The organism is Colwellia sp. MB3u-45 (genome assembly GCF_014077005.1).
Taxonomy (GTDB): Bacteria; Pseudomonadota; Gammaproteobacteria; order Enterobacterales; family Alteromonadaceae; genus Cognaticolwellia.
On the sequence record NZ_JACGVC010000050.1, the window covers coordinates 176,645 to 189,690 of the forward strand.

General features: G+C 36.3%; 16 protein-coding genes. 10 read left to right on the forward strand and 6 right to left on the reverse strand.

Annotated features, from left to right (window positions below):
• Window positions 1–153: 153 nt before the first annotated feature.
• Window positions 154–963, forward strand: coding sequence for an exodeoxyribonuclease III (gene xthA, locus H4J41_RS14275; protein WP_182136846.1), 810 nt, complete (start codon window positions 154–156; stop codon window positions 961–963).
• Between the two features lie 122 nt (window positions 964–1,085).
• The gene (rlmA, locus tag H4J41_RS14280) at window positions 1,086–1,910 is read left to right on the forward strand and encodes a 23S rRNA (guanine(745)-N(1))-methyltransferase (protein WP_259364488.1); all 825 of its coding nucleotides are present in this window, start codon (window positions 1,086–1,088) and stop codon (window positions 1,908–1,910) included.
• A gap of 79 nt (window positions 1,911–1,989) precedes the next feature.
• On the opposite strand, the gene yfbV is transcribed toward rlmA, so the two are convergent.
• Window positions 1,990–2,421, reverse strand: a complete 432-nt coding sequence (yfbV, locus tag H4J41_RS14285; RefSeq protein ID WP_182136848.1) for a terminus macrodomain insulation protein YfbV — start codon at window positions 2,419–2,421, stop codon at window positions 1,990–1,992.
• A 671-nt stretch (window positions 2,422–3,092) separates the two neighbouring features.
• On the opposite strand from yfbV, the gene H4J41_RS14290 reads away from it, so the two are divergent.
• The 5 genes from H4J41_RS14290 to H4J41_RS14310 all read left to right on the forward strand — a co-directional run bounded on the left by H4J41_RS14290 (window position 3,093) and on the right by H4J41_RS14310 (window position 6,023).
• Window positions 3,093–3,473: an ACT domain-containing protein gene (locus H4J41_RS14290; protein ID WP_182136849.1), complete on the forward strand. Its 381-nt coding sequence runs from the start codon at window positions 3,093–3,095 to the stop codon at window positions 3,471–3,473.
• Between the two features lie 13 nt (window positions 3,474–3,486).
• Complete coding sequence (locus H4J41_RS14295) at window positions 3,487–3,831, forward strand: ArsC family reductase (RefSeq protein WP_182136850.1); 345 nt, start codon at window positions 3,487–3,489, stop codon at window positions 3,829–3,831.
• 15 nt (window positions 3,832–3,846) lie between these two features.
• Window positions 3,847–4,995 carry a succinyl-diaminopimelate desuccinylase gene (gene dapE / locus H4J41_RS14300; RefSeq protein WP_182136851.1) on the forward strand — a complete coding sequence of 383 codons (1,149 nt, stop codon included), beginning with the start codon at window positions 3,847–3,849 and terminating at the stop codon, window positions 4,993–4,995.
• A 1-nt stretch (window position 4,996) separates the two neighbouring features.
• Window positions 4,997–5,674 carry a M15 family metallopeptidase gene (locus H4J41_RS14305; RefSeq protein WP_182136852.1) on the forward strand — a complete coding sequence of 226 codons (678 nt, stop codon included), beginning with the start codon at window positions 4,997–4,999 and terminating at the stop codon, window positions 5,672–5,674.
• Window positions 5,675–5,792: 118 nt separating this feature from the next.
• Complete coding sequence (locus H4J41_RS14310) at window positions 5,793–6,023, forward strand: hypothetical protein (protein ID WP_182136853.1); 231 nt, start codon at window positions 5,793–5,795, stop codon at window positions 6,021–6,023.
• A gap of 51 nt (window positions 6,024–6,074) precedes the next feature.
• Here H4J41_RS14310 and bamC read toward each other — a convergent pair whose 3' ends face one another.
• Both bamC and H4J41_RS14320 read right to left on the reverse strand, forming a co-directional pair.
• The gene (gene bamC / locus H4J41_RS14315; protein ID WP_182136854.1) at window positions 6,075–7,160 is read right to left on the reverse strand and encodes an outer membrane protein assembly factor BamC; all 1,086 of its coding nucleotides are present in this window, start codon (window positions 7,158–7,160) and stop codon (window positions 6,075–6,077) included.
• Between the two features lie 561 nt (window positions 7,161–7,721).
• Window positions 7,722–7,961 (reverse strand): CDGSH iron-sulfur domain-containing protein, encoded by a 240-nt coding sequence (locus H4J41_RS14320; RefSeq protein ID WP_182136855.1) that lies wholly within the window; start codon window positions 7,959–7,961, stop codon window positions 7,722–7,724.
• A gap of 570 nt (window positions 7,962–8,531) precedes the next feature.
• On the opposite strand from H4J41_RS14320, the gene H4J41_RS14325 reads away from it, so the two are divergent.
• Window positions 8,532–9,059 carry a glycine cleavage system protein R gene (locus H4J41_RS14325; RefSeq protein ID WP_182136856.1) on the forward strand — a complete coding sequence of 176 codons (528 nt, stop codon included), beginning with the start codon at window positions 8,532–8,534 and terminating at the stop codon, window positions 9,057–9,059.
• An 8-nt stretch (window positions 9,060–9,067) separates the two neighbouring features.
• A complete protein-coding gene (bcp, locus tag H4J41_RS14330; protein WP_182136857.1) occupies window positions 9,068–9,538 on the forward strand; it encodes a thioredoxin-dependent thiol peroxidase in 471 nt (156 codons plus the stop codon).
• Between the two features lie 160 nt (window positions 9,539–9,698).
• Here bcp and cobA read toward each other — a convergent pair whose 3' ends face one another.
• The 3 genes from cobA to H4J41_RS14345 all read right to left on the reverse strand — a co-directional run bounded on the left by cobA (window position 9,699) and on the right by H4J41_RS14345 (window position 12,317).
• Window positions 9,699–10,529 carry a uroporphyrinogen-III C-methyltransferase gene (cobA, locus tag H4J41_RS14335; protein ID WP_220460895.1) on the reverse strand — a complete coding sequence of 277 codons (831 nt, stop codon included), beginning with the start codon at window positions 10,527–10,529 and terminating at the stop codon, window positions 9,699–9,701.
• Between the two features lie 484 nt (window positions 10,530–11,013).
• Window positions 11,014–12,087 (reverse strand): AI-2E family transporter, encoded by a 1,074-nt coding sequence (locus H4J41_RS14340; protein ID WP_182136858.1) that lies wholly within the window; start codon window positions 12,085–12,087, stop codon window positions 11,014–11,016.
• Window positions 12,088–12,092: 5 nt separating this feature from the next.
• Window positions 12,093–12,317, reverse strand: a complete 225-nt coding sequence (locus tag H4J41_RS14345; RefSeq protein ID WP_182136859.1) for a sulfurtransferase TusA family protein — start codon at window positions 12,315–12,317, stop codon at window positions 12,093–12,095.
• A gap of 108 nt (window positions 12,318–12,425) precedes the next feature.
• Here H4J41_RS14345 and H4J41_RS14350 point away from each other — a divergent pair, with 108 nt between their 5' ends.
• Window positions 12,426–13,028, forward strand: a complete 603-nt coding sequence (locus H4J41_RS14350) for a hypothetical protein (RefSeq protein ID WP_182136860.1) — start codon at window positions 12,426–12,428, stop codon at window positions 13,026–13,028.
• The last annotated feature ends 18 nt before the right edge of the window (window positions 13,029–13,046 follow it).

Genomic DNA, 13,046 nt, shown 5'->3' on the forward strand with positions numbered 1-13,046 from the left:
CTACCCATCTTCAATTTCGGTTATGAAAAATAATTTATCAAAGCGCACTTGATTATGCCTATAACTATTTTAGTCTGCTCAAAATAACAACTTAGTATGCCGATAAATAAACAAAGCCAATTAACCCACTGTTATACAAGTATATATATAATTATGAAAATCATCTCTTTTAATATTAACGGCCTGCGCGCTCGTTTGCATCAGTTACAAGCTATTATCGATAAACATCAACCCGATATTATTGGCCTACAAGAAATTAAAGTTCATGATGAAGTATTCCCACTCGCTGATGTTGAAGCGATGGGCTATCACGTTTATTTTCATGGTCAAAAGGCGCATTATGGTGTTGCTATGCTGTGCAAAAAATCCGCAGACGTGGTCACTAAAGGCTTTCCAACCGATGATGACGAAGCGCAAAAGCGCATGATCATGGTGCAAACAACTGATGAGAATGGTGAAAAAGTCACCGTATTAAATGGTTATTTTCCACAAGGTGAAAATATTGCCCATGAAACAAAATATCCTTACAAACGTCAATTTTATAAAGATTTAATGCAATACTTAAATGAGCACCATACCCCTGATGAAAATATTGTGGTGATCGGTGATATTAATATTTCACCTGCTGATTTAGACATAGGTATCGGTGAGCCAAATAAAAAACGCTGGTTAAAAACGGGTAAATGTAGCTTCCAACCAGAAGAAAGACAATGGTTAGCCACCTTAATGGATTGGGGCTTTACTGATACTTTTAGGTCATTACACCCAACTCGTGAAGAAAGATATTCATGGTTTGATTATCGCTCGCGTGGCTTTGATGATAATCGTGGTTTACGTATTGATGTTGTCTTAGCAACCAAAAAGTTTGCTAGCCGCTGTATTGAATCAGATATTGATTATGAACTTAGGGCCATAGAAAAGCCGTCTGATCATGCACCCATTTGGTCTACGTTCAGTAAATAAAGCTTTCCAAGTAACATACTAATTTTAATTTTAATTTTAAAATCAAAATTATTCTGTTAACACCATACTTGTAAAAAGGGGCTAGTCCCCTTTTTTGTTAAAAATAGACATTAATGATCCCTATGACTGCAACCCACTATGCTTGCCCTATATGTAGTTTTCCTCTGCAAAATCAAGAAAAGCTGTTTCGCTGTGAGAATAATCATAGCTTTGATCGCGCGAAAGAAAATTACTTAAATTTATTGCCCGTGCAATTTAAGCATTCAAAAAATCCTGGTGATAACAAGGCGATGGTCAATGCTAGGCGAGCATTTTTAGAACAAGGTTATTATCAACCCTTGGTTGATAGACTCGTCGCTTTATACCAAGAAAAAGTGCTTACTGATGCTAACAAGCCAACTATTGTGCTCGATGCCGGTTGTGGTGAAGGCTTTTATACTCATCAACACAAAAATACTGAAAATACTGTTTATGGTGTTGATATTGCAAAAGAAGCAATAAAAAAAGCTGGCAAAAAATATCCACAATGTCACTTTAGTGTCGCGACGTTATCAAAATTGCCTTTTAGTGATAGTCTATTTTCTTGGATTATATCGGTTTATGCGCCTATTTTAGAAAAAGAGTTTACGCGCGTATTATCAGCCGGTGGTTTTTTGTTAACGGTTACGCCAGCAAAACAGCATTTGATGCAATTAAAGCAGCATATTTATCATGACGCTAAAGAACATGATGAAGAAAAATTGCCCATTGAACATTTAACACTGGTGCACCAAGAAAATATATCTTATCAAATGCACTTAAAAACGGGTCAAGACACGCTAAATTTATTGGCTATGACACCCTTTGCTTTTAAAGCCAGTAAGGAAGCCAAAGAAAGCTTATTAAGTCAGCATGACTTTATCTGTCAGGCTGACTTTCTGATCAGGCTTTATCAAAAATCGAACTAAAAAAATGCGCTACAGATTAACTGTATCGCATTATTAGTCATAACCTTTCCAGATCAACTTTACTTATAAGCCTAGAGAATTAAGAGGTTTTATAGCTATTTTTAAAGCTTAAGCTTAATAAGTGAGCCAAGTCTAAATAACGTGGACGTTGAGTTGACAACTTGATATCACCACCGCTTTGGTTAACACGCGCAACACTTTCTTTGTACCAATTAGCTAACGCAGGCGGAAGAAATTTATCGGCTTTAATCCCCATAAAAATCAACGCTTGTAATGGAAAACTCATAATACAAAGTGTATATAATAGCGCTTGAGGTAAGGCAGCCATAGAGCCAAAATACAACTGTAAGATTAAACAAAACACTGCTAAGCCGGGCATCACTTTACACACCAAACGGCTCACTTTAACCGCATGATACTCCATAAAGTATTCACCAAGTTCAACGCGTGAGGGCCATAAATTCATGTACTTTCGGCCAAGCAAAATAATTTCTAATATAGATAACTTCATAAGCGATACCCTACAACAGCGGTTGATTAAAAGATAGTACCTTTTTATATACGATGGTATTAAGTAAAATGACCACAGTTGATGACATTTTATTGCACTGCATCAAAATTCTGCAGTAATTCCTAGTATTTATGAGGCTATAGCGGGTGTATTGGTTGACGATATAGCCTACCCCATTACATTGGTTGTAATTTCAACACACTTGTAGTCTTCCAACAGTATAATCAGTAATTACAAAGATCTGCCCTATAAATAAGTAGATCTTTAGCTGTTTTACGCCTTAATACGACATTTTAACAACTTATCTATGACTTTTAACACAGATTATTAGCTGGTATTTTTTAACCAGTAAAATAAATAAATAAATAACAACAACTTAACCAATTAAACAATAGTTATGCACAATGATATCCACAACTTATGTGGATATCATTAAACGTACAATATTATAATTTATACAATTAATTCGCTTTATATACTCAAATAGACTTAGAAATACACTAGTTTGATAGCAATAATCAATTTAATGCGCAGTAAATACAGGTTAACCAGTTTACTTAAACATAATATTTAGTTATTACATTCAAACCCGCGCGAGTATAAGCCCTAGAGTTAAACGCTATTAAACGCTATAGTGTCGACATTAGCATTTAAACAAGCGAAGTCGATTTATGAGTAACTTTACCCTACGGCGCTTATCTGAAACGTTTGCTATTCATAGTTTACGACGTGAGAGCTCAATACCCGACGTGGTATTTAATGCCCCGATATTTTTTTTAGCAAAAACCTATGACGAAATTTCAATTGTTATTCCAGAGCATATAGAAATTGACAGTGAAGAAGTCGAACTTGGCTGGCAAGCATTTGAAGTTGTTGGTCCACTCAACTTTACCTTAACCGGTATAATGTCAAATATATCAACAGTGCTAGCAAATGAAAAAATCAGTATTTTTGCCATTTCTACTTTTGACACTGACTACGTTTTAGTAAAATCAGATAAGTTTGCCGCCGCTAAAGCCGCGTTAATAAAACATAATTACCAAGTGATATAATTCAGGAAATAAAATGACAATACTTTATGGCATTAAAAACTGCGATAGCGTAAAAAAAGCAAAAAAATGGTTAGAGCAACAAAATATCCCTTATCAATTCCACGACTTTCGTAGCGATGGCCTCAGCCCACAATTGCTAGAGGAGTTTATAAAGTCTGCCGATTTGACTCTGCTATTAAATAAACGCAGTACTAGCTTTCGTAATTTAACTGACGAGATTAAAAACAACCTCACTGACGACGTGATGACCGAGATTATTTTAGCGCAACCCACGCTAATTAAACGACCACTACTTAAACACAACCAAGCATTTTTGGTTGGCTTTAAAGATAGTCAATATCAAGAAATTTTGCTTTAGGTAAATAGTATTCTCATGATAAAACATAACAATTGCACCATTTCATTAGCACAAGCACTGATTGAACGCCCTTCTGTTACCCCTGAAGATTTTGGCTGCCAAGAACTCATGTCTGAGCGTTTAGCCAAGTTAGGTTTTAATAATGAAAGCATGGTATTTGAAGATACCACTAACTTATGGTCTCGAAGAGGCAGTTCAGGGCCAGTATTTTGTTTTGCTGGCCACACCGATGTTGTGCCAGCGGGCAATTTAGAAAGCTGGAACACACCGCCATTTGATCCCGTTATTATTGACGGTATGCTTTATGGCCGCGGGGCCTCTGATATGAAAGGCAGTTTAGCGGCGATGATAGTAGCAACCGAACGATTTGTTGCTGACTATCCTAAACACCATGGCTCTATCGCATTTTTGATCACCAGTGATGAAGAAGGCCCTTTTATTAATGGCACAACACGTGTTATTGATACGCTTGAAGCCCGTAATGAAAAAATTGACTATTGTATTGTTGGTGAGCCTTCTAGTAGCAATAAATTAGGCGACGTGGTTAAAAATGGTCGTCGTGGTTCAATTTCTGGCGAATTACACATTCATGGTAAACAAGGCCACGTGGCTTATCCTGATCACGTTATTAATCCCATTCATAAGGCCATGCCGGTTTTAGCCGAGTTAAGTGAAATGCATTGGGATAATGGTAATGAATATTTTCCGCCAACGAGTTTTCAAGTGTCGAATATTCAATCTGGCACTGGCGCTACCAATGTCGTACCGGGACATTTAACCGCATTATTCAATTTACGTTATAGCACTGAATTAACAGCCGAAATGATCGTTGATAAAGTTGAAGCCTTATTAACTCGGCATCAATTAAACTTTGAAATTAACTGGATATTTAACGGCCAGCCATTCATTACAGAACCAGGTACATTGGTTGATTCTGTTGTACAAGCAATTGAAACTTGCTGCAATATAACCACCGAGCTTTCTACCAGTGGCGGCACTTCAGATGGACGATTCATTGCACCTACTGGCGCACAGCTTGTTGAGCTTGGTCCTTGTAATGCTACTATTCATCAAGTTAATGAATGTGTTGCGGTACAAGATTTGATTTTATTAACCGATGTCTACTATCAAACCTTGGTTAATGTTTTAGCCAACGATAAGTAAAATGACAGAACTTGAGTTAATATTGACCGGGAAAACTGAAAGTCATATTCATTGGCTAGCCCCTAATGTTGGTATTCATACTGAAATGTTGTCGGCATTCAAACAACTACAGCTGGCCGCAAAAGCTGCGGGTATAGAGTTGAGCATTGCCAGTGGCTTTCGCAGTTTTGACCGACAACTCATGATTTGGCAAAATAAGTTTTCTGGTAAAACAGCTATTAAAGATGGCTCAAATCAAATTTTAGCGGTTAAACAACTCAGTGACGCTGAAAAAATACACGCCATTATGTTATTCTCTGCGCTGCCGGGAGCCAGCCGCCATCATTGGGGCTGTGAAATTGACGTTTATGCGAAAAATTTATTACCCGCAGAGCAGTCTTTAGCATTAGAGCCATGGGAATACCAAGCTTCAGGGCACTTCTATCCCTTAACCGTTTGGCTAGCTGAACATGCGAAAACGTATGGTTTCTTTTTACCTTACGATAAGTTTCGTGGCGGTGTTGCCCAAGAGCCATGGCATCTTTCATACTTGCCATTATCTAAACACTACCAACAGGCTTATACTGAAGCACTTTTAGCAGAAGTATTATTAAATAGCGAGATTCAAGGTAAAACCTTACTGCTCGCGTTGTTACCTGAGCTTTATCAACGTTATATTCTCAATGTAGCCGATGCTTAACTCGTATTAGCTATTTACTATTAAGCGTTTTTTGAAACTAACATTAAAGGTTTAATTATGAGTATGATTGAGCCTATTGTAGACATTTTATTTACACATTTAAGCGGAGCGTTATTTTATGACCAGTATATTAAATGAAGATTGGGTTGCCCCAACCATCGTTATTATTGCATTCGTTATTTTAATTGGTAATTTAAGTACTTTTCAAAAAAGTGCAAAAACACCTTTACGTAAGAAAGGGTTAAACGATTTAAAAGAAACCGTACCAAGAACGCAAAAGTCGCCTCATAAAATGGCAACCGTTAGTAAGACTAATGATATTACCCATAAAATAAAAAACTCCGATTAACGGAGTTTTTTTATTGTTCTATAAGTAACAGCAGTTGCTATTATTCGACTATTAAAAAACGTCTTTAAATGACAAGCCCGCTTCCATTACCTTAAATATTTTCTCTAAAGTTGCCTCAGATAACGCTGTACCATCGGCATCATATAAAGTAACAACAGATTTTTCCGCCATTTTCTCTAGCTGAAATTGATACTTACCATTAGGTAGATCTATAACCTGTATACTGTCTCCCCAAATGCTATCCCACAAACTAGATTCAGGTTTTACGTAATCAACATAATAAATTTTAGTGGTTTCATTAAGGTCGGTAATGCTAAAACCATGATCTTCAAAAAACAAAGGTAAGTTAGACCAAAATAGCTCTATATCCATTTCTACAATATAGGCCGGTTCCCCAGAAGCATTCTCACCTAAACTAACAAAGGTTTGATTAGCACGTAATAAGCGATTTTCTTGTTGTTTTAAACGATATTGAAAATCAACTTGCGCTATAACTTCATTAAGCATATTCATTTCAGCACGTTGTTGATCAATAATATCGATAACTTTACTGCCACCTGCTGCATCTGTTTTCAGGTAATCAAGTAATTCAACAACTAACGCGACACTTCGACCATGAGATTTACTTTCAAGTGTGTAGCGGTAACGAATACTTTCTGATATTGCTATTGATTTAAAAGGCCAAGTGCCTGTTTCTACTTCTTTGTTATACCAATCTGACTCAAAAACTAAACCTTCATCGTCTACTTGTTTTAATTCAACATTGTCTGTGGTTAACTGGCCTTTTAAGGCTTTTAAAATAAAACCTTTTAGATCATCGTCATCAATTACTTGGTCAAACCATACCTTTGCTGCAGCAGAAGTGCTCTCTGTGCGTGTTGACGCCGCGATAGGTAAAACTAGTGATGGTGCACGTACATCTACATCACCACCAACCGGACCTTCATGGTTTATTTCGTCACTAACAAAAAAGGTATCAACTTGTTTAGGTTTATCTAATCCTGCAGGTATTTTTAACGCTGTTGCTTCTTTTTGTTGCGCGTATTCAAAATCGCCTACCGCTTGCTTATTATTTACAGTACCGCAGCTAGCAACAGCGACACTTAATAATGAAAAATAAAATATCTTGCGATTCATTAACACTCCCGAGGATACAAATCTGAATCTTTCTAATTTAATTTTGCTTGTTTAGTTTTATTAATACTCATTGGTATAAGTATTATTTTTAGTCCTTACGACAAACTAAGAAGTTCACATCGTAAAGTTCAAGCAATACATCAATAACGTCGTTTTGATTACTGAATCCGGGCTAAGTTCCCCAAAATCATCTGATTTATTTAAAAGCCGCCAAATTCATGGCAATAGCGCTAAATTGAGCAGCGCACCATGGTACTTGCCTGAAAATACAAACACAAGATATTGCCGCATATTTATCATAAAAAATAGTAAAATAGTGACGTATGTTGATGGTTACTGGTTTGCACTTCTGATCTAAAAAGAGTAACAGTGTCTGCGTTATACTTGTTATCTTGCTAACGGCATTATTACGGTTAACGACATTAAAAATATTAAGTAACTATTAATGATCCCTATATTCGATTATATGCTTCATCATTATAAAAGGCCCTTAAATAAAAAAAGTTGATTACAAAGCAAAGCGCAAATAACCAACTATTCAAAGTGTGACTATCGTTAGTATTAATTACTCTTATGGCTACCGTCACACATAGGCTGATTTTCGGTTAATTTACAGCCACAAAAAAAGACTTTACCCGATTCTTTTGCCGTATATTTTACCGGTGTAAATTCAGAGCCTTTATGTGAACCATCACAAAAAGGTTGTTTGTCACTTTTGCCACATGCACACCAAAAATAATTTTTTTCTGCCTCAACTTCAACGCCATAAGGGGTATTTGAAGCACGTTCTGGTTTACTCATAATATATTCTCCATGATTTATTCTTCAAAATTTAAAAAATTCAGTTAGAGTATCAATTCAGTTTGGTCATAATATACCAAGTACCAAGCAACCATGTCTCCTGCATAAGCGGGTAGGTTCTTTCACATTATCGTAAATTCGACTGCATGTACATTAGTTAGCTTCACCTGTTATTTTAACCGTGAAAAATCTAATTTCTTTAAAGTGGAACAGCTATATCGCCAACCAACTTTACCCTACTCAGCCTAACACTTTAGATAAAGCTATTATCATTTCATCGGATATTGCTCTCAGCGCTTTAAGCACATAATTTATTAAAACAGGACGAGCACTGGCAAAATAAAATCAATATAAAATCAATATAAAAAATAGTTATACACGCCTAATTAACCCTGATCATTACAGCATTTTCTCTTTATATTGCTCGCATTCTTTTAGGACAACTATCCTTATCCTATGTCAATAAATCTAGTTTTTTCAAAGGGCAAAATAAACACTAAGTATGCTGTTAGCTTTAGTCCCCTAACATGCGTTACAATAGCGTTTTTAGCATGATGGCTAGGTTTATTGATGAGCGAATATTTAGTATTAACGGCAATGGGGCCAGATCGCACAGGCAGTGTCAGTGACTTAACCAAATTAGCCAGCGAGTGTGGCTGTAATATCTTAGACAGTAGAATGGCAATATTTGGCCTAGAGTTCACCTTAATTATGCTGCTTACCGGTAGCAACAAAGCTATTCATCAATTAGAAAGTAAATTACCGGCTGTCGCCCATGAACTTGAGTTAATCACTATGATGAAAAGAACCTCAGGTTATCGAGAGCAAGATTATGTTCATCATTACCAAGTTGATTATGCAGGTATCGATCAACCCGGTATTTTAAAGGCTGTTACGGCATTCTTTGCGACGCGTAATATCGATATATCGTCATTAAAATCTGAAATTGATCAGAAAAATAATCACACGAGTGCCGCCATATTAATCGCGCTGATGGAAGAAACCAGTATCGAACAACTTGAAAACGACTTCTTGCAGTTGTGTGAACAATTTGATGTGCAGGGTTGCATAAAAAAAATTCAATCAAACTTATTGTAGAGGCTTAAATGAAAACATTAATTGCCGGTGATAACGCGCCACTTTTCACCTTAAAAGATGAAAATGACCAAGACATTAAACTCGCAGAATATATTGGTAAAAAACAAGTATTGGTTTATTTTTACCCTAAAGCGATGACACCGGGCTGCACGGTGCAAGCACAAGGTCTACGTGACCATAAGGCCGAGTTAGATAAATTAAATACTCAAGTGTTTGGTATTAGTCCTGATGAACCAAAAAAACTGGCCAAATTTTGTCTGCGTGATGAACTCAACTTTAGCCTATTATCAGACCCTGATCATAGTGTTGCTGATGCCTTTGGTGTGTGGGGTTTAAAGAAATTTATGGGCCGTGAATATGATGGCATTCACCGTTTGAGTTTTTTGATTGGCTTAGATGGAAAAATTAGCCATGTTTTTAACAAGTTCAAAACTAAAGATCATCATCAAGTCGTTCTTGATTTATTAAACAAGCTATAATTTTTAAATTCTAGCGGCTCAAACAAGCGAATAAATAGCAAAAAAGGCTTAACAACAAACTTGTTAAGCCTTTTTAATATCAATAAATTAACTGCCCTTTCATGGCTTATCTCATTAATCTACCGTCTTTAATCAGTGTTAATATGCTCAAAATATCAACTTAGCTTTGCTCTGCTGATAAGGGTAACTGTTGCTGATAGTTTTTTGCATCTAAAAAACCTGGTGTTGTTAACGCGATATCGGTTAACTGGTTAACAACATCGCCAATAACGATTAAAGTAGGCGGTGTAACTTTATGCTCTGCCGCTAAATCAGCAAGTGAAGATAATTTACCACGAAAAATTTGTTGTTCCGGTTGAGTGCCTTTGCGTATCAGCGCTGCCGGTGTATTTTTGTCACGGCCATGCTTAATTAATTGCTCAGTAATACTAGGCAAGGTGTTAATGCCCATATAAAACACCACGGTTTGACTACTACAACTCAAGCTTTGCCAAGGTAAATTAAGTTGGCCGTCATTTTGGGTATGGCCGGTAATAAAGGTACAGCCTTGCGCTACACCTCTGTGTGTTAAAGGAATGCCCGCATAAGTTGTGCAACCTGATGCCGCCGTAATACCCGGACAAAGATGACAGCTAATACCATTTTTTAATAAAAACTCAGCTTCTTCACCACCGCGACCAAATATAAACGGGTCGCCACCTTTTAAGCGTAATACTTTTCGACCTTGTTGTGCATATGTCACCAACAATTCATTAATTTTATCTTGTGGCACACAATGCTTTGCTTGTTCTTTACCGACATATAAACGTTCACAATTTGGCGGTAAAAGCGCCATAATTTCATCACTGACTAAACGATCATAAATGGCAACGTCTGCCTGCTCAATAAAACGTAAGGCACGAATAGTTAATAATTCTGCGTCACCTGGGCCTGAGCCAACCAGTGCTACTTCACCAGGTTGTAAAGTGGACTTTCTATTTATGTTATTCAAAACATTGCTACTCAATTTATTTTCATTAGATAACGGTGTTATTTATAGCGCACCTTATCGACCCTTATTCTATTATAATATAAAAATCATCAGGCTTATAAATTTTATTTTAATAACTTAGCGTTAATTAACCTAAGTTATTTTATTTACAATAAGAAAAAATCACGCTGCATTAGCTTACAACTAACGTAAAAAAAGCATTTATACTGAAATTAATCAAAATATTACAACTACGATAAGTTAAAGAGCTTAACAAAAGTGTTCTCAATTAATCACCCGCCTTAAAACGCTCTAACGAGTAAAAAGTAAAGGGTGGCATTCATATTCAAAGGTGAGGAGAAAAATAAATATACAATTGATGTGAAAGGTCAACACGCATCATTAAATGTTGAACCACTCCATTAAGCTAAAAGCTACGTTAAAGTCAAAGTCAAAGTCAAAAACTAAAGCCTAAACAACTAGGCTTTAATAAATGAATAAAGAGCTAACTGGCTTTTATCACCTCATGCTGAGTCGTTGTTGACCAAGCATTCAGCACGGCTTTAACAAGCGTTGCTAATGGAATAGCGAAAAATACGCCCCAGAAACCCCATAAGCCACCAAATAATATCACGGCAATAATAATCGTTACTGGGTGAAGGTTTACCGCTTCAGAAAAAAGCAAAGGCACCAGCAAGTTGCCATCAAGCGCTTGGATAATGCCGTACGCTATCATCACATAACCAAATTCAGCACTGGTACCAAATTGGAACAAAGCAACGAGCAAAACAGGCAATGTAACAATCGTCGCGCCAACATAAGGCACAAGTACCGATAATCCCACTAATACCCCAAGTAATACCGGATAATTAAGTCCTAAAGCAATAAAAGCTATGGTTGATGCTGTGCCAATAATAATAATTTCAATCAATTTACCACGAATATAATTCATGATTTGCTGATTCATTTCTATACCTACTTGTTTTGCCATACGACGATCTTTTGGCAGAAATTGGCGTAAGCTAGTAAAGAGCACGTTTTTATCTTTCAGAAAGAAAAACACCATTAATGGCACTAAAATAAGATAAATCAACAAGGCGACAACATTAGAAATTGAATTAAGCGATGCTTTGAGCGCCATTTGTCCCCATTCAATTAGCTTATCATTAACTAAGGTTATTACATGGGCAATTTGTTCATTACTGACCAAGTCTGGGTATTGTGCTGGTAATGCGAGTAAATAAGTTTGTCCTTGCCCGAGCATTTGCGGCACTTCTTGCAGTAAATTGCTACTTTGCTGCCAAATAACCGGCATCAGTCCCAATATGCCAATTAAGGTTAAACCAACAAAAACAGACACAACAATAATCACGGCCAGTACCCGAGATAATCCCAGCTGCGAGAGTTTATTCACTGGTAAGTCTAATAAAAACGCTATGGCAACAGCAACAAATACCGGCATTAATAAACTACTGAAAAAATAAACAAACAAAAAAGTACAAATTAAAATAACCATTAAGGTTACCGCACTCGGGTCCGAGAAATTTCTTTTGTACCAATCGCTAAACAGAGAAACCATAATATTTACTTTTCCATTCTTATTATTAATTCAACAATATATTTATCAATATTACGCTGTTCGAAATAAAACCCTTGTTTTGTCAACAATTTAGGAATATCTTTTTTAGAACCATTATCGTAAATGCGTATCAAACAACTATCAATCGGTGTTAACTTTCTGAGTAACAAGCGTAAATTTACCAAGGGTACTGGGCATTTATCTTGTGTCGCATCGTATTCGTAAATCATAAATATAAATATGCACAGTGCTTTAGTTTGATTATCTAATTTGCGACAATTGATTACAATGGCATTTGTAAATTCTTTTAGTGTATTCTAATAATTTAAAGAGGTTAAATGAGCGAGCTTTCTAATAATCCCAGTCTTAAAGAAATCAACACCTACAAAAAAAAGATAAACTGGGGTGACATACCGACTATTTATCAGTTAGCAACAAATTCAATTAGTGATATTGATGGCATGTTAACGCATGGTTTTGATAATGCATTTAAACAGTTACTAGACAAACGTAACTGGAATATCAATATGGTAGATCAGCAAAACGATATTATGGGTAAAGTCACAACAGGTAAGCCAAAAATTTCGCTTTATCATCACATGAATGAACAACATTATGAATTACATTGTTACCCCATAATTAATAATGAACGTGTGCTGCAAGCGCAATTTAACAATACGCTTTGCCCATTTGTCACCTGGAGACCTGAAACGATGCAAATGTTGTTTAGATTGAACTCATTGATTCCTTTTATTGTCTACACCTTTCAAAAGGGCGATGTCGCAGATTATGCCCTTATTCGTTATGCCAACAAACGTGTTAAAGAGTTGATATTATTACTACAACAATCGTTTGATATTACTGATATCGAAGGCTATACAATCGCTGAGTTTTGTCAAGAAATTCACCGTAAGCATTCACAATCTCAGCATAATGCATAAATATAGTGTTGATAAACC